Below are 22,963 nucleotides of genomic sequence, written 5' to 3' on the forward strand. Positions count from 1 at the left end.
TAAGACTGATTATATCAGAGGCAAAATAAAAAGGAAAACCTTTTGGCTACGCCAAACCGAAATTCATCTCCCACCTACCGTTGGGCTACGCCCTTCACACGCTTGAGGAAGGAGAATTCTTTCCGGAAATTCGTTAAAAAAATAATAAAAAAGAGTGATATTAAAATATGCACTCTTTCAAAAGACTTTACCAATCTCGATGGTCACCATGATCATGCTCACGATCGCGGTCATGATTACGTCTACGACGACACTCATCACAATCGCAGTCACGTCTACAATGACAGTCGTTAAAATCGTTTCTTCTTCGTCTACGGCCGCAACCGCAAAATACTAAATCATCCCAAAATCTATTACAATCTCGAGAATGTCCAAAATTATTATCCCATCCCATAGATATGATTCCCTCCTCTAAAATAGAATTCATCATATTCTATGATTAGAAGGTAGAAATAGTTTGTTTATTAGTCCATGTTTCAAACTAATAATATTTCAATTTGCAAGTCTATCTCACGCCTTATCTTTCCTTAACAGCAAACAAGATGCCATCCCAATTATGGCAACGCCCACGATAATTCCTATACACTTAATCAAAAATATTTAACCTAACATCATTTATTTCTTTGCTTCCATACCCCATTCTCTTTACGATAAGTATTCTTCCCATTCATGAATCCAGCTGTATTACCAGGGATGCTATATTTCTTATTCTTAGTCTTTTTCTTCATCCTCTTTTCTTCTTGAACAGCCTGCAAATCTACCTTCCATTGTTTCAACAAATCCTTTTTACGTCGCATCGAATTTGTACACCTCAGATTAAAATAAAAATCCATTAATCATATTATATATATATTTATGTTTTATTTTCAATATAAAGAGAGCACCCTCGCTATTGGCGCTCTCAATGTGAATTGGGGTTTATTCTGAGCATTGAATAGGACACGAAGAACTCGTCCTATTACATTATATGCTTGTCCTTATCATAATGTGCAAAAAAAAAGCACCCTCGCCCAGGCGCCAAAAGATACATATACTTTGAGGTAACTAACACGTTAGAAAAGACCCTTCCATATCATTGTATGATTATCGATTATCTTTATACCTAGATGGCTCATTAAATAAGTTTAATGTGTCATTTCTATATAACTAGGAAAAAAGCAACCGTTATGGACGTTTTCCTCATCTTACCTAATCAACTACATAAAATAACTATTTTGTTCACTTTTTTGATACATTTATGAAACATTCATGTGTTATCTTCAGTAAGTTCTTTTCTTTTCATAAACCGTGTGGGTTATACCAACACAAGAAGCTCTAGATCCCTAAATCTAGAGCTTCTTCGTTTTAATAACTATTTTGTTCAATCATGTATAGACAACTATATATTTAGGTGTTAAAATATTATTGTGATTCCCACGTGGTTTCACATACGACTTTTTTCTTCGATTATGGGGTTCTTACGTAATGTAAGGACCATTTTTTATTCAAATAAGGACTTTTTAAAATTTATATGTACATATTTTTCAGCATATAATTAAATTATCAATATATTAGAGACAATAATGATTTTGTAATATATTTGTTTCGGAATGAGTGCAGTTTTTAGCATACTAAAGAAATTCCGAAAGCCTCAGATAAACCGGTTCTTGGTTTTAGTTGATTCTTTAATTTTGCTTGGAGCTTTATTCCTAGTAGGTAGCATCTTCATTCCTCTTTTAACCCTTGAGTAAAAAGTAACGTTCTTACTGCCTTTCTTTCTCACTAATTCCAAATGCACTGCGTACACTTTTCCCTTCTTTGCTGTTTCATATGAATTCATACCATTTTTGACCTGTTTGAAGAAGGCCGACTGGCTTATTCCATTCCGTTCAGCTGGTGTTATCATCCTAGAATTAATGTCACCTTTTATCTTAACATGTTAAAAAATATTCGGATAGGAGTCCTAATACATATTATTAATATTAAGCTGGTTCACGTCAGAGGAAGGTACCTTAGGTTGTCTTTTTTTTTTTTTTCTTCGACATAATATGACAATATACGAATTAATAATTTGCTATTATTATCTAGAAATCTTACATTTATCTACAAATTATTATTGTATTTTTAATTTTTTGAATGTAAAATATTTCAATGTAAATACATACCATTTAGGGAGATGGAGAAAATTATGAAAAAATTATTAGCTTCAGCAACAGCGGTAACACTATTAACAGTGGGGTACAGTTCTTCTGCATTTGCAGCTAAGAGTCCAAATGATACAAAAAACTGTGGCCATTTTAAAAGTCAACAAGATGCTCAAGCATTCTGGGATCAAAATGGATATGGTGTTGGAAATGATCCGCACCGTTTAGATAATGATAAAGACGGCATTCCATGTGAAGATTATAAATATCCAAAGAGCACAAATACTACAACAGAAAATAAAGAAACTACTAAACCTCAAGAACAACCTAAACAAGAAAATACTAAACAAGAACCTGTTAAACAAGAAAACACTAAGCAAGAGAATTCAAAACAAAATAACCAAACAACAAATAATAAACAAGAACAAACTAAGCCTCAAACAACTGCAAAAGAAACAAAGAAAAATACTAATACAGTTGTGAAAAAAGAAACGAAAAAACAAGGTGAAAAATTACCTAATACAGCATCAAACGGTGTTACAATGATGTTAGCAAGCTTAGGATTAGCATTAGCTGGATCTGTATTAATGTTCCGTCGTAAAAAGACAAACGCATAAAATAGTTCCTTAAAACGGCAGGAGAAATCCTGTCGTTTTCAAATGGAGTGATAAAAGTGAATAAAAAACAATGGATTGGCTTATGTTTAACTGTTATTGGACTTACTATCTTTTCCTATTATTTTCTAGAATGGTATAGTGCTAGACAATCAGCAGAGTCGTTAACAACTAACGAGGCTAAACAATATGAGCCCTCAACACCTTCTAAAGAAAATGAAACGCAAAATATCAATCAAACAGAGACAGAGACGGAAACTTCATTACAACCTGAAGGATCTGTACAAATTCCAGCTTCAAAGGTAAACCATCAGTTAGGAGATAAAGTAGCGTATTTAATTATCCCTAAAATACAAAAGAAATACTCTGTATATTGGGGAGCTGATGATAAAGTACTAAAAAAGGGTGTAGGTATGTTTGTTAGTGACTTAACTACTACACCATCTGGAAATGGTCATACAGTTTTAAGTGGACATAGAGATACTGTTTTTACCGAGCTTGGTCAACTAAAGGAAAATGACCAACTTATTGTGGAATATGAAAATAAAACATATACATATAAAATTAACAAGCATTGGATAACAGATTCAGAAGATCGAACAGTTATTGTAGAAAAAAGTGAGCCAACATTAACATTAACAACTTGTTATCCTTTTGACTATATAGGAGACGCTCCAGATCGGTACATAATTGAATCATCTCTACTTTCCATTCGATAAGGATGAAAGTCCAAAAATTAAAGTTGTTTAAGTAGGAAGAAGGCACCTTTGGGTGTCTTTTTTTATGAGTAAGAAGTACTGTCAATATGCGAGGAACAATAGGTCATAAGACGGAATTTTAGCCTGAAAATTCTAAACTATCTTTTTTATTTCCTTTCGACATAATATGACAATATCTTTATATATAGTTTGTTATTATTAGCTTGGCAATCTTATATTTTACATAATTGGAGGAACAAACGTGGGAAAAATATTTAAATTTGGATGCCTAGGCATTATAGCTTTATTTGTAATCGGAATAATTGCTATGGTCGCTGGTGGTGGAGACTCAACAGAAAAAACTTCAACAGACACTAAAGCAGTATCAAAAGAAGGTGTATCTTCTGATGTAAAAATCGCTGTAGGATCTATGGAAACAGTAGATTCTGTGGGTAATGAATATACAAAAGAACAAGCACAAGGTGTCTTTAAAATTTTAGAAGTTACACTTACTAATAATCAAAAAGACGCTATTACTGTTGATGCTAATAGTTTTAAATTAGTAGATAACAAAGGTCGTGAATTCACATATTCAACACAAGGTCAAACATCTTTTGACTTAGCTAATGGTGGGAAAACTGACTTCTTCTTAAAACAATTGAATCCTGGTCTAACACAGACAGGTAAAATTGTATTTGATATACCAAAAGATGCTGAAGGCCTTTTCTTAAAAGCTAGTGGCGGTATGACAGGTAAAGAAATTAAGTTAAAAGTAGATTAGGAATAAGGCACTCGAAAGAGTGCTTTTATTCTTTCTCAATAACCCAAATTATTTAACGTCGTAAGAAAACACTTTTGAGTGTCTTTTCTTTTTTACATTATTTCTATTACGTGCTCATTGATTTTTTATGTACATTTGACATAATTACTGTATTAGTATTACAGCAATACTTTATGTATATAATAAAAGAAGAGATGCGCTAACATCACTTCTAGTAATTGCTACCGTCAAGATGGTGGTTATATCATTTATTTTTTACGAAACCCACCCTTTTGCTTCCGACAGCGACGAGGAGTGAGGCTCTTGTTATCTTTTTCTAAAATTTATTTCCTAAAAAACATACGCAGAAACTTCACGTACAATGACTTTCAAAAATTCCTTTAGAAGCTCGGACAAAAACTCCATAGGTATATTACCCCATACCCATCAAGCTAATATTTTGAATTACCCCCAAAACGAAAATCTTATTCTTTTTACAGTTATTTATGATAATTCAACTCGTTTTTTCCGATTTGGGGTATTTACTTTTTTTAGCTTGATAGGAATGTGAAGCTATTCCCAAGATAAGAAAATGCTATTTACATATATTCAAGAATAATAATTAGTTACAATATAAAATTCATTATCTTACAGTTAATTGGTTATGAATATAAATATATGACTTTCTGTAAGAATGCTATGAAGAAATGCACTCTTTCAAGAGACTTTACCAATCTCGACAATCATCATGATTACGTCTGTGACGACACTCATCACAATCTCAGAAATTTCAGAAATCACTATTCCATCCCATAAATATGATTATCCCATTTTATTCATCATATTCTATGAATAAAATGGGGTAATCGCTTATTTACTAGTCTATGTTTTGTGTTTCAAACTAATAATATTCTTATTTATTCTTCAAGTTCCTAGTCTACCTCCTTATCTTTCCTTAAAAACATACAAGACACCAACCAGATCACGGCAGCGCCTACGATAATTGCTATTGGTTTAATCATTAACAAGTATATCTGGTCCCTTCTTCAACATGTACGAGAAACCCGAAATAAATACAACACTAAATATAATAATAGAAGACCACATATTAAAATGATATTCTTTACCTGCAACTAAATTATATATGTTATGGACCAAGAAATTAGCACCTATGATAATCCCACCTAAAAATGCACTAATTAATATGCTCATTAAATAAAATTTAAGCTTCTGAAACATTTTCTCTCTACCCCTTTTCTAAAATAAACTTTATTTGAGTTTCTTTAGAAAATTATACCATTTAGTTTTCGGGTATTATTAAATCCATAGTTAAATTAAGGTTATTTTAAGGATATGTTTTCTATTCAAATGTCCATTTTGTTCAAAAAAAAGAACACTATAAAGTGCCCTAAGCTTCTGAGTATAAAATATACGACAATGCCTTGCCCGTTCTAATGACACAACCTAAAAGAGCTTAATAGCGGAATATATATAGCTCTCGGAAAAGGAATAAGTTGGTTGGCATTGACTCGATATTGTATGATGAAAGCCTCCTTATGTGCAAACGAAAGAGAGCACTCCCCCAATAAGTGCTCTCGCTTTAAAAAATATAGGGGAACATGTTGGAAACCGTTCAGTATCATTATATGATATCTCATTCCCAACTATGCCTAAGTCATGTATTAAAGGGGATTAATGTGTAATTTCTATATAACAAAGAAAAAAGCACCCGAATGGATGCTTAAATTAAACTTATTCATTATCAATATCTCTACTTTCATCATTAACTGATTTCGGGTCTAACATGATTCCTATATCCGGCGGCAAAATTAACTCTATACCAGCTACTGGTTGATTGTCCTCATTAAAATAATACTTCTTTATCTTATTCAATTCTTCATTTTTCTTATTTTCACTCATATTATCCCGCCTTTTATGTATGATATTAAAAACTTTTCTTAATATGTACATTGAGAAAGATAATATACTATTTTTCAACTCTCACACAAATTATAAAATTTTTACATAAAAAAAGAACAACCATAATTGATAGGTGCTCTGATATATAAAGTGGTTTCCATCCACACATTCCAATATATGCCCATCCATCTCGAAAGATGCAAACAAAAAGCACCTAAATAGGTGCCTTTTCGAAACGTATTAACGCGAGTAGCGAACACAATGAATTCTTCTCGGTGTCATTACCATCTTATGTTCGAAATTCTTAAATATGCCTAATCGTTAAAATGTTTATTATGAATTCGCTACCTATCCACCCTTTATTGTTTTACTAGTTTTAACAATAGGTGCTTTTTTGCTGGCATGTAAGGATTTTCTAAAATAAGTAATTGGGTTGCGATGCTTAGAAGCATAGCAACCGTTCTACCAACACTTTTATTATCAGTGTTTTTAACACTAACTTTGACCGTTGGCTATGCATTAAGTTTAACGTAATTCTTCACGAATAAAAACCAATATTCCGTCAATACTGTAGACAACCCATTTCGAACCATATCCCATTACCTGAGCAGTTAGCTTTTGCTAGCTGCTCTTTATTTGTACAAGGTACTCAATTGACTGGCGCACATATAATATTCTGAGTTCCTTTCTTTATAAAATAGTCGTTATAAAATGAGGCTCGTCACGAGAGCACTTTACTAAGTGCTCTTTTTATATTCCAACTTAATACAAAATGAAATTTTCATTAAGTTTTCTATCAATACAATATGGTGCTTTCTTTTCTGAATTAGTTTATAAATAAATAGTTCAACACTGAACTATCCTATATTAAGCTAAATTAAAAAAGAAAGGAATTGAGTATCATGAGTTTAAAAGACAACAATTTCAAACTAGCTGGAGAAGTTGTTCAGTCATTTGTATCCATTAACAAAGAAATTATAAAGTTCACACATCAAAATGCCTCCAGTATAGGGCTAACAGTACAACAAATGGGTATTTTAAATACAATTTATACAATCCCTAATATTACTCTGAAAGAGATTTCAAAACGTCTTTCAGTTCCTAAAAGTACAGTGAGTGTAAATGTAGATGATTTAGTTAGTCTAGAGTTCATCGAACGAAAACAATCAGATGAAGATCGTAGAGAAATAAAATTAAAAGTAACACCCAAAGGACAAGAGGCATCGAAAAAATCCATTGAAAACTCTACTTCCTACAAAGCGATGTCCCTAGCATTACAGCAGCTTCAAGAAGACGATGTTCAAACATTATTGCGTATCCATAAAAATTTATTAACCTCTCTAATGCAATTTCGTTAATTGATGTAAAACATAAAAAAACAAATTCTAATTCTTATTTTTCAAAAAACTGAGCAGTTAGATCTCACTAACTGTTCTTTTATTTAAAATAGCGTTTTTGTTGAATTTTTATTGAGTTTACGTTGACCTTTTGTTGATTTTTTCTTCACATTTAAAGGAAACAAACATATGCTTTTGTATGTAGTCTCTCCGCTCATAGAGATCTACCTTTCTTATCGAAGAGCATACTTACATGTATGCTCTTTTTGCTTACTACAAGATAACGGTTTTGTCTAAACCTACACATATCTAAAAGACATACATACAATGGAATCCTGAGCATCTTTATCGTTTTACGACAGAAGGCTCCCTCCTCAATTTGTGTGAAGGTGAGATAGCACCAGCAAATAGGTGGGAGATGAATGTCGGTTGGCGTAAGCCAGCATGTTTGCTATTATATACTTATACTTGTACAGATCACTCTTTGAAAACTGAAGATATAAGGTTGGTTGCAGAAAAACGTTGCAATCGTAAAATCTTCAACGTTCTACCATCCCACGTTTGCCGAAGTTGCGAAAACCAAGCTAAAGTAGGTAGCCTGATGAGTCAACGTACAAGATACTTCTGTTTTCACCGTAGGGACTACGGGCTGAGCCTGCTAAGATAACTGGTGGATACATCGGTGTTCGCAGGAATCTCCCACTTCAAAAAGTCCGTAAGGACGTTAAGTGGTGAGTAGTTCAAGAAGTATGACAGTATTCTTCCATTACCCTCGGATGCACAAGTGGGAGTTGGTGGGACTCAAATTTACATCTATAAGCAAGGTAATAAACAGTTACGAATGATTCTAAAAAATAGAAAAGCCTCATTATTGGAGGCTTTTCAGTAAATATTTTAATATTTTCTTCCTTCATAATAAGCTTCATATTTTCCGCCTACTACTTGGATACCTTTAAGGTACCATGTAATCCCTTGATTATCAGTATAGGAATTTGCAAATGCGTTTTGGCTCTTACATTCATATTTATAGTATATACCACTGCCTTTCTGAGTTTCTTGAGCTGGCGTATTTTTGCATTGCGTAGATAGTGCACTTGCTGTATTCTCTGTACTTGCTGACGCAGCCACACCTCCTGTTAATGCGATACCAGCTGCTAATGCTCCAACTACTAATTTCTTAAACATAATAAATCCCCCTTAAATATTTTTTATAACTTGCACCTTAAATGTATCACTTTTGTAATTTTTGTAAATATTATGAATTTGTGAAATATTTATTTAAATTTTGTAAATATTTGTAATTAATTTTATCAAATGGAAAATAGAGGGATTTATTGTGATATGTAATAATGCATGTTCATTCAATAAAAAATCGTGATAAAATCTAAGAACCTGTTCTATTTTTTCAGTTATCTTAGAAACCTTACTTCTTATTTACCCAAATGGGAGGCGCTTTATGGCGTCTTTTTTTTATTATAATAAACCCCAACATTCATACACTTGAGGGCTTATCGATTGAAAGATAGGAATGTTGAAATTCCTTAAATTAAGAACAAAGCGGGATTACTCCTAAACCTATTAATAAAGCTGCAGCAAACGTTGGAATAGGAATCTTAATACCTTCTACAACTAAGAAGTATTGTCCACTTACTAATTTAAAACAAACTAATTACATGGTTATTCCTCCCTTCTGGTAGGATTAATACATTATATTAAATAGTTATATTATTTATATAATTAAATAATTTGTTTTTAAGAAATATGTTATTTATTAATATTCGGCTAGAGCAACCTATATTGTCTTTCCCTTAATTTCAAAAGGACCTGCTCAATTCATTCGTAAATATATAGGGTAAAGTGAACCCATTAAAATCCATGAAGTGAACCCTAGTTTTACCCTCTGATCTAAAGGAGGCACTATTATTATGGGATATGGTGGTAGTTGCGGCGAAGGCTGTGGTTTTGTTGGAGGATTTGCTTTACTAGTTGTACTCTTTATACTATTAATCATTATCGGATGCAGTTGCTTCTGCTAAAAACTATGGGAAAAGACACTCTTATTTGGGTGTCTTTTCTTTTTTCTCAATTTAAGAGCTATAAAGATAAAACCCACCTATTTCCGTAGGTGGGTTTTATCTTTATTACACAATACCAAATTATACTCTCATTTTTTCATAAACTTTATGCAATTATACATATTCATAAAAATTACATCAAATAAATATTACATATAGTAAAATATAAATTGTAGATACATTCTATAAAGCAGATTCTTTTGAAAGGCGTAACATATCGATAATTATAAAAGGTGTGGCGTCACTCTAATACTGATCTCAAATCTCTTGTACTTTGTGAACTAACAATCTGGTGTATATAGACGATTCTGTTTTATAGGATGTGTTTACACGTATAACAAAGGGGTAATACGTGTATATTTATATAAAATTAAAGTGGTTCAAGTCGGAGGAAGGCACCTTAGGGTGTCTTTTCTTTATACATAAAGAAGACTTATCTTCCTATAAAAAAGATAAGACCTTTATATAGGGGTAACGATTTTATACTCTAAGGGATTCTCAAAACTCAATAACACAATTTGAATTGAGATTAAATGCTTTGCTTAGAGTAGTAAAATCAACGTTTTTTGATGTCGAAAATTGCTTAGCGTATATTTTCGTTAAAATGTTGGCGGTACCCCTTTATGTTTTTACAAAAATAAAAAGCCTCATTATAAGAAGCTTTTTATTATAAATAGATTTACTTTTTAATAATATTACCCCAACCTTCAAAAGCACCTACCCATGTACCATCCGGTTCTTGCCATGCTTCTTTCAAGGTCCAATTAATACGATTTTTATAAATGCTGTCCGGTATAGAATATCTAGTAGGATACCCTGGTATCATCATCACAAGCTTTTTCGCTGCCATAGTAACCTTTTCTTGCTTCGGACTTTCAGTATTAGGTGTTGCAGCCATCGCTCCACCTGCACCAGATAACATAATACCAGTCGCTAATGCTCCAACTACTAATTTCTTGAACATCAAAATTCCCCCTCAAGTATTTTTATATCTTACACACGCCAGCCTTCAAAATAAGCTGTCCATCTACCACCCGAACCTATATATGCGTTTTTCAAGTACCACGTGATACCGGTACTAGAGTCTTTTACTACGTTCGGTATATCTTCTCTAGAAGCATATCCATGTTTATAAATCCCAATCTTTTCAATCGGTTGCACTGCCATAGTAACCTTTTCTTGCTTTGGACTTTCAGTATTAGGTGTTGCAGCCATCGCTCCACCTGCACCAGATAACATAATACCAGTTGCTAATGCCCCAACTACTAATTTCTTGAACATCAAAATTCCCCCCTCAAGTATTTTTATATTTTGTACTTAGTTACATACTGATTTTGAAACGTATAAATAGGTTTTCCAGTTTGAGTCGTAAAACTTTAACCATTGATTATTTCCATCGACAGTTTGTCCTTTTACCCATTCACCAGTAAATCTAGTTCCATTAGCAACATTATAAGCTATTTTTGAACTCGTACTTGCGTCAGTTCGTACTTTTGTATTTTCATATTTTGCGTTACAGACTGCAAGACCCTTAGCTGCTTTATTTGATGTGAAATTGGTGTTTTCTGCCGCACTAGCGCTTGTTACGCCAATAAAACTAAATGAACTTAAACCGATTGCACAAGCTAAAGCTAACCCTTTAATTCTTTTCATTTTTCTCATATTAAACATCCCCCTCAAGTATTTTTATATCTTACACAACAAACTTAACACATTTTACAAATAATGTTAGTTTATTAAACTTGATAAAATGATATTTGAATATTCAGAAACGGAAACATCAAACATTAAATAACTTTATTTAAACCTCGTTCTAAAATCAGAACGTGATTATGCTCATTAAGGGATACGCCACATACAATTTTTCGGAAAATCTAATAACAAAAGCGAAACCTAAGGCTGCGCCAGAATAGGGATGTATAAAAAAATGCATAGATTCATAGAACAAAAAAAGTGGGTTCCCTTGCGAGGGTATGGTTGCTTTTTTTTCGCTACCGATAATTATGTAGATAAACTGTCCATATGGACAGCTTATCTCAATTTTTTTGCTTAGCGTGTATTTTGAAATTCTGGAAGTTCCCCTAATAAAAAAAACAGAGTATCAAATGCTACTCTGTTTTTCCCCCCATATGAGATACAAACTAGTGGTGAGCGTCTTTTTATAAATTATCTAGGGTGAATAATGATTTCTGACGAACGTAATTCTCCGGCATGTTCGGTATGTGCTGCATTTTTGAAAAGTTGAACATGTACAAATGTATATTCCTTACTATCCTTCCATGCGTGACCTATATTTAGTGATTTTAGTGGTGTACTAGAAGAAAAATATCCACTGGTCATATCATGAGAAGCAGAATTTAAACCAGCATACGGAAGATCCATATCATAATATAATTTACTACATGTTCCACGCGTTTCAATTTTAGCGTTCACCGTTTTATGAGTTTTTGCATACTCGGTGCGATCGGTAGAAACTCTGGCCTGACAATTAGTTCCTCCCGCTGTTACTTTATACCAACCTCCTTCTGCTGCTTCAGTTTTACTGGATGTAATAAAAAATCCACTACATATTAAGCCTAATACTAATACTAATTTTGTTAAATGTTTCAAAGTTTTCACTCCTTTTTATGTATTTATTTAAATATTATTATATCCATCTCTTTATATGGATAATATTGGTATATTTATCAAGTTTATTCTAAATATTTCCTCTTTTATATAATCAAAAAACTAAATCAGGATGTCATCACATCATTATGTGATACCGCTAATATTACTCAATGACCAAAATTACTTAACATAGTGAAATAATATTCGGATGGGATTCCAATACATATTATTAAAATTAAAGTGGTTCAAGTCGGAGGAAGGCACCTTAGGGTGTCTTTTTTCATTCTGACAAGATATAACTCAAAAGCCCCTGATAATGGGGCTTTTGAGTTATAAAATATTATACCGTTATATTTTCACAATTTCCCTTTATATTCATAATGAGCATAATAACCACCACCGCAATCAGTTGTTTTAGAAGAACCTTTGAAATAAAAATCCTTTCCACCTGATTTATATACATTAGCAAATACATTTTTAGAACTAAAAACAGTCATGTAAAACTTTCCATGTTGGTCGTCGTAATAAATGTTTTTTTCTGGATTATTACATGTAGGACCGTGAGCTGATGCAGACCCAATTCCCCCTGTAATTGCAATACCAGCTGCTAATGCTCCAACTACTAATTTCTTAAACATAATAAATCCCCCTTAAATATTTTTTATAACTTGCACCTTAAATGTATCACTTTTGTATTTTTGTAAATATTTTGAATTCGTAGAAATATTTATTTAAATTTTGTTAATATTGGTAATATACTTTATCAAATGGAAAATAGAGGGATTTGCGATGATATGTAATAATGCATGTTCATTCAGCAAAAAATCGTGATAAAATCTAAGCACCTGTTCTATTTTTTCAGTTATCTTAGAAACCTTACTTCTTATTTACCCAAATGGGAGGCGCTTTATGGCGTCTTTTTTTTATTTTCAAAAGGCCATGCTCATTTAATCCATAAAAACATAAAGTAATTTGAATCCATTAAAATACATGAGTGACTCCTTATTTTTCTCCTACTCTTTAAAGGAGGAATTATTATGGGCTTTGGTGGTAGCTGCGGTGGCAGCTGTGGCTTTGCAGGAGGATTTGCTTTATTAGTTGTATTATTTATTTTATTAATTATTGTTGGAGCTTCTTGCTTCTGCTAAAAACTATGGGAAAAGACACTCTTATTTGAGTGTCTTTTCTTTTGTACATAAAAAAACCTCACCACCCAATGGTTAGGTTCTTATGTATATTATTCAGTATCTTGTTTTCTCTAATACTTTCTTCTTGATTGAACATCTATAGATTCATAAAAAAATAACCAAAGATTATAACAGAAATTACAAGTCCCATAGCAGCACCTACCAACATTTTTCCCTCAGGACCATTAATAAGCTCTTTTAAAACTTCTTTTGCTATTCGCTGACCTCTCCCACTTAAAGATATCGAAAGAATAAAGAATATTACCACTAATACAAATGAAGAAATTATTAGCTCCATGACTTGTGTACCTCCTAATATATATGTACATTTAATTAACCAATAATTTCCTTATACATTATATCAGCTAGGGTACATGGAAGTATAACAAATTATTTTTATAATTTAATTTACTAATAAATATAACATTACTATAGGGGTAGCACCTCATGCCCATCAACTTAAGAAAAGTAAACACCCCCAAAAGGGAAAAAAGAGCTGAATTTCCCAAATAACTAACTGCAGAGCAAGAAAATTTTCATTTTTGGGGATACTACAAAACCTTAGCTTGATAGGCATGGAGTACCACCAGCATTTTAGAAAAAAAACAAGCCAAACAAATTTGGATATTAAAAAGACTGATTAATCCATGTTTAGATTAATCAGTCTTTTAGTATTTAATGGGGTTAATTTATCCATTCTTCAAGAATTGCTATTGTTTTATTTGTTGCATCCATCTCTATTTTAATACCAATTGGGACAGTTAACATCGGGTGAGTATGGCAGCAATCAAATTCTGCAATAAAGGGTATGTTTATACCATTTAAAACCTCTAATAGAATCTCATATGGTTTTTTATTTGTACCATTATCGTTAAATTGCTCATGTTTTCCAAGGATTAAACCAGAAATTTTATCAAATATTCCATTGACTTTGAGTAATGAAAAACTTCTTTCAATAGTAGCAGCATCTTTCGTTGTATCCTCGATAAAAAGGATATCTCCTTCTTTTATCTCAGGCATGTATTCACTACCCCAAATGCCAGTTAAAGTATCTAAATTCCCTCCAATGAATCTACCTGTTGCTTTTCCACTATTTACGCAAATCCAATCATTTTCCGTTCGTTGTTTTTCCCTAGTTTTTTCTTCCCAATTGATAAATTCATCCGTCCAGTAGGGTGGTTTTTTAATATTATATGGTAGTTTCTGCGTTTTTTCCAACATGTCGCTAAAATATTCGTATGTAAAATTAACAAATGGCTCAAATTCACCGAATGAAGGGATTAGTGCAGGCCCATAAAATGTATTTATCCCAGTTTTTGCGTATATTCCTAGTAATATCGCAGTAACATCTGAATAACCTATCATTATTTTAGGATTTTTTATAAATGCCTCATAATCAATATAAGGTAATATTGAATTTGAGTTCATTCCACCAATGGTTGACATTATACATTTGATGTTAGGGTTCCTTATTAATTTATTAAGTTCTTCTGCTCTCTCTTTAATGCTTCCAGATCGGTAGTTATCATGTTTCCCAGTTAAATTTCCTTCTATTATATTAAATCCCTTGCTCATCAAAAATTTTTTTGCTCGATCAAATCTTTTAGGCGCTGTATAAGTTGCTGGTGATGAAGGGGAATAGATTCCAATTAGATCCCCTTTTTGTAATTTGCTGAGTTTCATTGCTTTATCTCTCCTTTAAATGGTATCTGTATTGAAATGAAGAACTAATACAAATAGTCTTACAATTAATTATACTTTATATAAGGTATTAGTGGGCACCATACTTCACTATCAAGTCAAGATAAATTTGTATCCATATAGCGAAAAAATCGTTATTCTTTTTGTAGAAATACACAGAAAGGATGGCATTTTTTATGAATCTTTCGATTCAAGATGAACTTCAATTATTTGCTGAGGAATTATATCAATATTTTACCCCTTCATTTTTAGAAGAGCTTGCTAAAGAATTAGATTTTGTTCAACGAAAGCGTAAATTTTCAGGACATGACTTAGCCGCTATCTGTGTTTGGGTGAGTCAACGGATATCGAGTGATTCTTTAGTTAGACTGTGTAGTCAACTACATGCAGCTACAGGAACTCTTATTAGTCCAGAAGGACTAAATAAACGGTTCAATAAAAAAGCTGTTTGCTTTTTAAAACATGTTTTCTCTGCATTATTAAAAAATAAAGTTTGTGAAACCTCACTGATTCTAAGCTCTTCAATCGCTTATTTTCAACGAATTTGTATTTTAGATGCAACCATTTTCCAAGTACCGAAACATTTAGCTAGTGTCTATCCAGGTTCAGGAGGGTGTGCACAAACAGCGGGTATAAAAATTCAACTAGAATATGATTTACATAGTGGACAGTTTTTAAACTTTCAAGTTGAACCGGGGAAAAATAATGATAAAACCTTTGGAACAGAGTGTTTATCGACATTACGTCCTGGTGATCTATGTATTCGGGATTTAGGCTATTATTCACTGGATGATTTAGATCAAATGGATCAACGTGGTGTGTATTATATATCACGGCTCAAATTAAACAATAGGGTGTATATCAAAAACGAATTTCCTGAATACTTTCAAAATGGGACAATAAAAAAACAGTCTCAGTACATCAAAGTTGATTTAGAACACATTATGGATACCCTAAAACCAGGCCAGGTCTATGAAATAAAAGATGCTTATATTGGAAAGGATAAAAAACTGTTTACTCGGGTAATTATGTATCGATTAACAGAAAAACAACTTCGTGAGCGTATGAAAAAACAAGTGTATACGGAAAATAAAAAAGGCATTAGATATTCGGAAAAAAGTAAACGATTGGCCGGCATGAACCTATATGTTACTAATATACCTTGGGAGGTTATTCCTATGGAACAAATCCATGATTTTTACTCTCTCCGCTGGCAAGTCGAAATAATCTTTAAAACTTGGAAATCCTTATTTCAAATTCATCATTGGCAAAATATTAAACAGGAGCGATTGGAATGCCATGTTTATGGAAAACTCATTGCCATTTTTTTATGTTCTTCTACTATGTTTAAGATGCGACAATTAATTTTACAAAAAAAGAAAAGAGAATTAAGCGAATATAAAGCCATTGGAATGATTCAAGACCATCTATACATTCTTTATCAAGCTATACAGCAAAGCACCCAAGAAATAACAAAGATTTTAATCCTCCTGTTCCATCTTCTACAGAAGAATGGACGGAAATCTCACAGATATGAGAAGAAGACTGTCTTTGATATTATGGGTGTTGTGTATGAGTATAATGGATTGAGAAAACAAAAGAAAATTGCATAATTAAAAAAGTGAAACCCGTTAGGGTTTATTTGGTATGTGCATTTTTAAGAATATACTTCTATTTTAAGAATGTTTTAAACCTGCTGAACGAAAGTTCAGTTTGTTTACACTCTTAAGTTGATGGGCATGGGGTAGCACCTACATTTCGGGAATTTTGTACGCTAAGCAAAATTTTATAAAGAAAAAGCCGATTTCCTATACGCTAGGAACTCGACTTTTTTAGTAAATTATAGTTTAGTAATATATTGTACTCATTGAGTAAATAATTTTGCATCCGCCCAGTCAGCATGATCATTGTCAATATTATCATTAGCATTATAGGAAACTAACTCAAGTGTATTTTTTCCTGCAATATTTACTTCTACATGTTCAGCTGGATCGTGAGATTTTTTAACCGGACTTATATACAGAATTTTACCATCAGCGATTATCACAAAATTCACAGAACCATGACCAGCTGCTACTTGATCATCTATTCCAACATCTACTGTAAATTTAGAATACTGTCCATTCAAATTATACTTAATTGTACTATTTGCATGTGAGCCAATTCCTTTGTCATATTGCACACCATTAATAGATAACTTCGTTTTATAAAATGATTGGTTTTTATTATACGAAGAATAATTAGGATTTATTTTCTCTATATCTCCTACAACAGAAATCGGAGTCAACGTATCACTTAAATATACAGGTACAGATGTAGCAGCTAAAGTGGTTGTATTTCCACTTACAAAAAATGTACAAATAGTAATCATTAAAACTGCAACTAAACTTAATACTTTAAACCGAAAACATTTTGGGTTAATAACATACTTTGTATTCATATCAAATCCCCTTTCGATTTTGTAAATTACCTCTCTAATCTTTACATATCAATCCAAAATTTTCAAACTATTTCCGCGATTATAAATATTTATACAGAATTGTAAGAAAATTGAAAGCGTATTCCTGTGTTTTTAAGTGAAAGTTGATACAGGGATTTTGGTGTATCCCCAAAAGGAATACCTATTTCCGTAGTTGGGCTACAAATGATTTTGCACAATTAAGTTATAGCAAAATCACTTGTAGCGAAAGTAATTAAATTTAACTTTGTAACCCTAATACCCTAATAATCTCAATTGTTTTATTATCTTTTATTTTAAAATAAAGCCTTTTCCCTATACGTTCACTAATTACAGTATTTCCAAAGGCTAATTTACGCAAATGTTGTACAATTAAATCCTCTGTAATTCTTGTTTGCTTACTTAAATCAGAAACCGACAACGATCCATATGTAATCAATTTACAAACAATTGATAATCGAGTAGAATTCCCTAATAACCCTAAAACTTTTATATTTTCTGTATAGAAACTAAAATCCATATGAAAAGCATGTAACAGATCTTCCAACCTCCTAAAATAAGATGAATATCAACCAAAATATCTTAACATAAAAATAGTAAAAAACAACCTAAAATATACCAATTATTCATTGAGAAAAATGATACTTGAATGGGAGTCCAATACATATTCTTAGAATTAAAGTGATTCAAGTTGAAGGAAGGCACATTTGGTTGTCTTTTCTTTTGTACATTATATCTATTACGTGCTCATTGATTTTCTATGTACGTATGATACAATTACTGTAGTAGTATTACAGTAATTGCTTGTGTATATAATAAAAGAAGAGATGCGCTAACATTTCTTCTAATAACTGCTACCGTCAGGGTGGTGGTTATATCATTTATTTTTTACGAAACCCACCCTTTTGCTTTGGACGGCGACGAGGAGTGGGTTTTTTGTTATCTTTTTCTAAAATTTGTTTCCTAAAAACATACGCAGAAACTTCACGTACAATGGCTTTCACAAATTCTTTTAGAAGCTTAAACAAAAACCCCATAGGTATATCACCCCCCTTTCCTTCCAAATGGAAAGAAGGGATAACCAATCACCCTCACAATATACCGTTAATCCTCTTCTATCATACTAGTACAATCTCACCAATATAAAAAAGACCACCATTACTGGCAGTCCTTTTTGGGTAGTTTTAGAGATAAAATTATAACATATTAATATATAAATTATAAATATTTTTTCCCAAAAGATACTATAAGTTTTTTATAATTATTGATTTCTCAATCTTCATTGCATGATAAATTTCCCTATAAGGATTAACAAATAACAGTAAAATTATCAATCCATTAGATTATTAGAAAAAACTGGTTATCCATATCAAGATTTGGTAAAATATAGATATTGTTTAAGAAGATAAAGTTAATATAGATCAACTAAGTAATCCAAAGGAAATGTTTTATTACATAAAAAAAGGCTCCATTGCTGGAGCGCTCCAAAATAAAATAAACAAACGAATTAAAACAAGAAACAGACAATTTAATTATATAGATAAAATATAAATAAATCTATATATATGCAATATATCATATAAAACTTTATTTATTGATGCTATAATAGACTTACTCGATGATTGTTATATTTTTTTATGGTTTTTAAGCAATACAATACCTTCTTGACACCAAATGTACAAGTAAAAGAAGACATCTTAATCGATGCCTTCTTTTCTTATATAATAACAACATAATAAATTTCTTTATGAATTAGAGGGAACTCTAAAACAAGAACAAATATAGTTGTAATCAAAAACTGGGCATCAAACAAAAAGAATAAAAAACAGGTAATTGTTCGTAATCACAATTACCTGTTTTTCACTACTTCTATCTACTCTTTGTTTCTTAAAATTTCATTAACCTTTTCCACACTTAATTCAGTGGCTTCCGCTATCTTCTCTATAGGTACACCTACTTTAATTAAATTGTGAATCATTTCTATTCTAGCTTCTTTTGCAGCTTTTTCTTCTGCCGTCTCTATTTCTGATATTCTATCTTTTATTGCCTTCTCTCTCGCCTCATATAAGCGTAAAAAGTCTTTATCGCTACTTAAACGCTCCCAATCCTCCATTGCCTTTTTCAAAACTGGATCTTTTTCCATCGCGATTCCCTCCAGGATTGTAGTTAATTTCTCATCTTCATATGCAGGAAATAATAATAGCCAACGCGCTAATATATCCTCCCATGGATCCATTCGATCTTCTTGCCATTCTCGAATAACCTTTGGAATCTCAAGAAAATGCAATTGCATATTCTCTGAAATTATGTGCTCCGATTTTTTGTTCATGACTACACCGACATTATGAAAGTTCTCTTCTCCTGAAAACAGAATGAAATCCACTATATTAATACAAATAGTTGGTCTTAATTCTGTATACTTCATCCCCTGAGTCATTTGAGAATAATACATGCCAGCCCAGTAGAACAAAGATCGCTCGATCATGTCTTTTTTGTCGCGAACCTGTATCTCTATATTTAATTTTATACCACTATTAAGGGTCACTCGCAAATCTAAAATAGACAATTTATCATCCTTTTGTTCCCTTGAAAGATGTGGATCATCTAAATGCAAAGAAATAATTTCCTCATCTAAAGAGGATTGTAATACCGCATTAAGAAAACCAATGAGTATATCCTCGTTTCCTTCTACCCCAAACAAGCGCTTGAAAGCAAAATCAACTCGTAAATTTACTAGATTTTTTTTCATAGATGGATTCATATTCTCTTCTACCTTTCTTTTAGTTAACTTAAATCCTCTGTAGTAATTGAATATAAGAAAAAGATAGAATTACAAACTCTATCTTTTTCAATCTACCTTTAGAAAGTTTACTTTTTTCTGCACGCTTAACCACTTCTAACACTCCATCATGATGCACAATCATTGCAAGATCATCTTTCTTAAAAAGACAATCCACATCTGCAGTTTTTACATGATAGCTGTGTAGAATCGGCTTCCATTTCTAGAAAATCACGGATTGCAGTAAAACGATAACTTTTCCCTCTAAAGCATCTCTCCAATAAAAAAGGAAATCTCGTATACATCTATTGAAATAGGCATGATACAAATAGATTCCCCCTTTTTTATTTGTATACCTAAATCTAAAGACCTTTTTACAAATGATTCCTAACTTGAAGACAATACAAAAAGGGCTTCTTCAAGTCGATTAAAAATGTGCATAGCAAAAAAAGCTATATATGCACTAATCGGCTCAAAGAAGCCCTTTCATAAATGAAACAAGACGCAACTTGCTTCTACAACTCAACCACAACACAATAAGGTGTGGGAATAAACGGAATCAATTAAACATTAAATATATATTTATATTAATGAATTCATACAAAAATTTCAATAATTTTATGTTTTCTTAAGATATCCCGCTCATTTTTTTAAAATTCATATGCTTTATCACTACCTTGGTTTCTTCATCAAATGATATAACTCCCCCCACGATAATATTTAATTTAATATTGAAATTCTCTAAAACTCGATGTATTATATTTTTGTGTTTTTCTCAGTTCCCAAGCAGAGAATACATCATCACTTCTGAAAGGACCCGAACTCCAGCGGGTTCTTTTTATTTACTTGAACTCATTTTCGAATTATTGTATTATATTTTCGGGTCTTGCTCTATAAATAATTATCAGAATATTCTGCAAGTTTGTAGGTTCTTTTTTGTAAAATAAAAAAGCAGCTGTTAGGCTACTTTAAAGTAAATGATTTAATCGTTCGTTTTTTATACCTTCTTTTCCAGTAACAGCATGAATTAAATCTACATGCTTCACTGTTCTTTTATGCGTTTTCGGTATACGTAGATACTTTCTTATCTTTTGTATTTCTTTAATAGTATCACTACTTATATTGAATGAAGAAGCTAAGAAATGTGGGTTATATCCATTATCTAAATACGAGATAATATCATAAAATACAGCTTTCCCACCAACCATATTTATTAAATCTTTGCGTAACTTCTCTCTTTTAAGGGCTTCTGTTTTTTGTTGTTCTTTATCTGACTTACGAATCGAGTCTTGAATGGTATCAAATTGTTTGTATACGTTACAGTTTTCTTGGATGTACTCATTATATAAATCGGGATATTCTTCTTGCACCTCTTTATTAAACACAGTCTTGTATTTTAACATCATTTCCATTTCTAACAAAGAACGCTTTATTGAACTTTCCTCAAGTATATACGCTACTTTTTCGAACAAATAACAGAAATCATTTGTATTTGTTTCTCCGTTAAAATGAGCATTTATACGTCTTCTCAAATCTACAGCTTGCCCTACATAAATAACTCGACCGTTTTTATCATTTAGCAAGTATACTCCACTTTGATGTGTTTTAATGTTGTTGCGAAACGATTTTAAACTAATGAATTGCAATTCTCCCATACCTTTCCCCTCCTACATAATCTCTTTTTCTTTCGCTCTCTCATGACGTTGAAAAGTATGATAAATTCGTTTGCTCTTTCATATCCGCGTAGGGTAGACCTAATCAGGACGTTAATAACGTTCATTATGTTCGTTTGTTTTGTTAGATATTTATTCAAATTGAAACTGTATTCTTCGAATTAATAAGTACTAATAAAAACATAATAAAAAAGAGTGCGATTAAGATATGCACTCTTTCAAAAGACTTTACCAATCTCGATGATCACCATGATCATGATTATGATCACGATCGTGGTCATGATTGCGTCTGCGACGACACTCATCACAGTCACAGTCGCGTCTACAATGACAGTCGTTAAAATCGTTTCTTCTACGTCTACGACCGCATCCGCAAAATACTAAATCATCCCAAAATCTATTACAATCTCGAGAATGTCCAAAATTATTATCCCATCCCATAGATATGATTCCCTCCTCTAAAATAGAATTCATCATATTCTATGATTAAAAGGTAGAAATAGTTTGTTTACTAGTCTATGTTTCAAACAAATAATATTTCAATTTGCCAGTCTATCTCACGCCTTATCTTTCCTTAACAGCAAATAAGACGCCACCCAGATTACGGCAGCGCCTACGATAATTGCTATACACATGTTTGTTCTATCTACATAGTAAAATAAAACACCCATAATGAACACATCATAAGATTAGTAACCCTATTTTCTTTCCGTTGATTATTATGTTTATAGACCAAGATTATGCACATCTATATTCAGTAAGTGCATACCCTATTACATGAATACTACTTTAGGAGTGATTATATTATGAATCCTTTCCCGATGAGGATTGTTGTAGCTCCAACTTCGACTTGGCAACATTTACTTCACCATCCTTCATATGGTCAATATGGTATGCAACCTGGGCATACCCCCTTTACTCCTACAATTGCACCTTCTCCTGTAATATACCAATATCATTATATTTTTCCAGCATTGTATTTCCAAGAGTTTCACGGTACATTTAACATCTAATCTAAATAGAAAAAT

26 protein-coding genes and 1 pseudogene are annotated in these 22,963 nt (G+C 32.1%); 8 read left to right on the plus strand and 19 right to left on the minus strand.

The features are described 5' to 3' along the window. Positions 1-187 precede the first annotated feature (187 nt). Both ACTJJY_RS23530 and ACTJJY_RS23535 read right to left on the minus strand, forming a co-directional pair. Positions 188-394 (minus strand): hypothetical protein, encoded by a 207-nt coding sequence (locus tag ACTJJY_RS23530; RefSeq protein ID WP_002164663.1) that lies wholly within the window; start codon positions 392-394, stop codon positions 188-190. Positions 395-611: 217 nt separating this feature from the next. Further along, positions 612-797 (minus strand): hypothetical protein, encoded by a 186-nt coding sequence (locus ACTJJY_RS23535; protein ID WP_001253140.1) that lies wholly within the window; start codon positions 795-797, stop codon positions 612-614. A 1,370-nt stretch (positions 798-2,167) separates the two neighbouring features. Here ACTJJY_RS23535 and ACTJJY_RS23540 point away from each other — a divergent pair. The 3 genes from ACTJJY_RS23540 (at position 2,168) to ACTJJY_RS23550 (ending at position 4,216) form a co-directional block, all read left to right on the plus strand. Then, positions 2,168-2,740, plus strand: coding sequence for an excalibur calcium-binding domain-containing protein (locus ACTJJY_RS23540; RefSeq protein ID WP_000734538.1), 573 nt, complete (start codon positions 2,168-2,170; stop codon positions 2,738-2,740). A 56-nt stretch (positions 2,741-2,796) separates the two neighbouring features. Continuing rightward, positions 2,797-3,456 (plus strand): class D sortase, encoded by a 660-nt coding sequence (locus tag ACTJJY_RS23545; RefSeq protein WP_440606689.1) that lies wholly within the window; start codon positions 2,797-2,799, stop codon positions 3,454-3,456. A gap of 241 nt (positions 3,457-3,697) precedes the next feature. Further along, on the plus strand, positions 3,698-4,216 hold the full coding sequence (locus ACTJJY_RS23550) for a DUF4352 domain-containing protein (protein WP_440606690.1): 519 nt from the start codon (positions 3,698-3,700) through the stop codon (positions 4,214-4,216). Between the two features lie 993 nt (positions 4,217-5,209). Here ACTJJY_RS23550 and ACTJJY_RS23555 read toward each other — a convergent pair. Both ACTJJY_RS23555 and ACTJJY_RS23560 read right to left on the minus strand, forming a co-directional pair. Then, complete coding sequence (locus ACTJJY_RS23555) at positions 5,210-5,434, minus strand: hypothetical protein (protein WP_017656451.1); 225 nt, start codon at positions 5,432-5,434, stop codon at positions 5,210-5,212. A 513-nt stretch (positions 5,435-5,947) separates the two neighbouring features. Next, positions 5,948-6,115 carry a hypothetical protein gene (locus ACTJJY_RS23560; RefSeq protein WP_001293569.1) on the minus strand — a complete coding sequence of 56 codons (168 nt, stop codon included), beginning with the start codon at positions 6,113-6,115 and terminating at the stop codon, positions 5,948-5,950. A 902-nt stretch (positions 6,116-7,017) separates the two neighbouring features. Between ACTJJY_RS23560 and ACTJJY_RS23565 the strand changes: the two genes are divergently transcribed. Further along, positions 7,018-7,473: a MarR family winged helix-turn-helix transcriptional regulator gene (locus tag ACTJJY_RS23565; RefSeq protein WP_440606691.1), complete on the plus strand. Its 456-nt coding sequence runs from the start codon at positions 7,018-7,020 to the stop codon at positions 7,471-7,473. A gap of 873 nt (positions 7,474-8,346) precedes the next feature. On the opposite strand, the gene ACTJJY_RS23570 is transcribed toward ACTJJY_RS23565, so the two are convergent. Continuing rightward, positions 8,347-8,637 (minus strand): LCI fold-containing protein, encoded by a 291-nt coding sequence (locus tag ACTJJY_RS23570; protein ID WP_046956572.1) that lies wholly within the window; start codon positions 8,635-8,637, stop codon positions 8,347-8,349. Positions 8,638-9,377: 740 nt separating this feature from the next. Between ACTJJY_RS23570 and ACTJJY_RS23575 the strand changes: the two genes are divergently transcribed. Then, positions 9,378-9,488: a YjcZ family sporulation protein gene (locus ACTJJY_RS23575; RefSeq protein ID WP_088325598.1), complete on the plus strand. Its 111-nt coding sequence runs from the start codon at positions 9,378-9,380 to the stop codon at positions 9,486-9,488. 718 nt (positions 9,489-10,206) lie between these two features. On the opposite strand, the gene ACTJJY_RS23580 is transcribed toward ACTJJY_RS23575, so the two are convergent. The 5 genes from ACTJJY_RS23580 to ACTJJY_RS23600 form a co-directional block, all read right to left on the minus strand. Beyond that, on the minus strand, positions 10,207-10,491 hold the full coding sequence (locus ACTJJY_RS23580; RefSeq protein WP_440606692.1) for an LCI family antimicrobial peptide: 285 nt from the start codon (positions 10,489-10,491) through the stop codon (positions 10,207-10,209). A gap of 29 nt (positions 10,492-10,520) precedes the next feature. Continuing rightward, positions 10,521-10,808 carry an LCI fold-containing protein gene (locus ACTJJY_RS23585; RefSeq protein WP_050845466.1) on the minus strand — a complete coding sequence of 96 codons (288 nt, stop codon included), beginning with the start codon at positions 10,806-10,808 and terminating at the stop codon, positions 10,521-10,523. A 36-nt stretch (positions 10,809-10,844) separates the two neighbouring features. Beyond that, a complete protein-coding gene (locus tag ACTJJY_RS23590; RefSeq protein WP_098005833.1) occupies positions 10,845-11,189 on the minus strand; it encodes a lysin in 345 nt (114 codons plus the stop codon). Between the two features lie 504 nt (positions 11,190-11,693). After that, positions 11,694-12,137, minus strand: coding sequence for a hypothetical protein (locus ACTJJY_RS23595; protein WP_440606693.1), 444 nt, complete (start codon positions 12,135-12,137; stop codon positions 11,694-11,696). A gap of 356 nt (positions 12,138-12,493) precedes the next feature. Beyond that, positions 12,494-12,775, minus strand: coding sequence for an LCI fold-containing protein (locus ACTJJY_RS23600; protein ID WP_440606694.1), 282 nt, complete (start codon positions 12,773-12,775; stop codon positions 12,494-12,496). A 399-nt stretch (positions 12,776-13,174) separates the two neighbouring features. On the opposite strand from ACTJJY_RS23600, the gene ACTJJY_RS23605 reads away from it, so the two are divergent. Beyond that, a complete protein-coding gene (locus ACTJJY_RS23605; protein WP_098346325.1) occupies positions 13,175-13,285 on the plus strand; it encodes a YjcZ family sporulation protein in 111 nt (36 codons plus the stop codon). A gap of 136 nt (positions 13,286-13,421) precedes the next feature. Here the strand turns inward: ACTJJY_RS23605 and ACTJJY_RS23610 are convergent, their stop codons facing one another. Together ACTJJY_RS23610 and ACTJJY_RS23615 are read right to left on the minus strand one after the other, a co-directional pair. After that, entirely contained in the window at positions 13,422-13,622 is a 201-nt protein-coding gene (locus ACTJJY_RS23610; protein ID WP_440606695.1) for a hypothetical protein, read from the minus strand. Between the two features lie 386 nt (positions 13,623-14,008). Beyond that, positions 14,009-15,007, minus strand: coding sequence for a S66 family peptidase (locus ACTJJY_RS23615; RefSeq protein ID WP_440606696.1), 999 nt, complete (start codon positions 15,005-15,007; stop codon positions 14,009-14,011). A gap of 194 nt (positions 15,008-15,201) precedes the next feature. Between ACTJJY_RS23615 and ACTJJY_RS23620 the strand changes: the two genes are divergently transcribed. Next, positions 15,202-16,638: an IS4 family transposase gene (locus ACTJJY_RS23620; RefSeq protein WP_440606697.1), complete on the plus strand. Its 1,437-nt coding sequence runs from the start codon at positions 15,202-15,204 to the stop codon at positions 16,636-16,638. Between the two features lie 251 nt (positions 16,639-16,889). On the opposite strand, the gene ACTJJY_RS23625 is transcribed toward ACTJJY_RS23620, so the two are convergent. From ACTJJY_RS23625 to ACTJJY_RS23655, 7 genes and pseudogenes are all read right to left on the minus strand, one after another. After that, positions 16,890-17,465 carry an NPCBM/NEW2 domain-containing protein gene (locus ACTJJY_RS23625; RefSeq protein WP_163092953.1) on the minus strand — a complete coding sequence of 192 codons (576 nt, stop codon included), beginning with the start codon at positions 17,463-17,465 and terminating at the stop codon, positions 16,890-16,892. A gap of 259 nt (positions 17,466-17,724) precedes the next feature. Further along, on the minus strand, positions 17,725-18,003 hold the full coding sequence (locus tag ACTJJY_RS23630) for an ArsR/SmtB family transcription factor (protein WP_440606718.1): 279 nt from the start codon (positions 18,001-18,003) through the stop codon (positions 17,725-17,727). 361 nt (positions 18,004-18,364) lie between these two features. Next, positions 18,365-18,520: a hypothetical protein gene (locus ACTJJY_RS23635; RefSeq protein ID WP_440606698.1), complete on the minus strand. Its 156-nt coding sequence runs from the start codon at positions 18,518-18,520 to the stop codon at positions 18,365-18,367. A gap of 836 nt (positions 18,521-19,356) precedes the next feature. Continuing rightward, positions 19,357-20,244: an Rpn family recombination-promoting nuclease/putative transposase gene (locus tag ACTJJY_RS23640; protein WP_440606699.1), complete on the minus strand. Its 888-nt coding sequence runs from the start codon at positions 20,242-20,244 to the stop codon at positions 19,357-19,359. Between the two features lie 28 nt (positions 20,245-20,272). Then, positions 20,273-20,620, minus strand: a pseudogene (locus ACTJJY_RS23645) (hypothetical protein); the annotation flags it as partial. 610 nt (positions 20,621-21,230) lie between these two features. After that, positions 21,231-21,917, minus strand: a complete 687-nt coding sequence (locus tag ACTJJY_RS23650) for a GIY-YIG nuclease family protein (protein WP_088020015.1) — start codon at positions 21,915-21,917, stop codon at positions 21,231-21,233. 246 nt (positions 21,918-22,163) lie between these two features. Beyond that, positions 22,164-22,376, minus strand: a complete 213-nt coding sequence (locus tag ACTJJY_RS23655; protein WP_088020017.1) for a hypothetical protein — start codon at positions 22,374-22,376, stop codon at positions 22,164-22,166. A 365-nt stretch (positions 22,377-22,741) separates the two neighbouring features. On the opposite strand from ACTJJY_RS23655, the gene ACTJJY_RS23660 reads away from it, so the two are divergent. Next, positions 22,742-22,948 carry a hypothetical protein gene (locus tag ACTJJY_RS23660; RefSeq protein ID WP_088020019.1) on the plus strand — a complete coding sequence of 69 codons (207 nt, stop codon included), beginning with the start codon at positions 22,742-22,744 and terminating at the stop codon, positions 22,946-22,948. Positions 22,949-22,963 lie beyond the last annotated feature (15 nt).

The organism is Bacillus sp. 22475, from assembly GCF_052044835.1.
GTDB lineage: Bacteria > Bacillota > Bacilli > Bacillales > Bacillaceae_G > Bacillus_A > Bacillus_A cereus.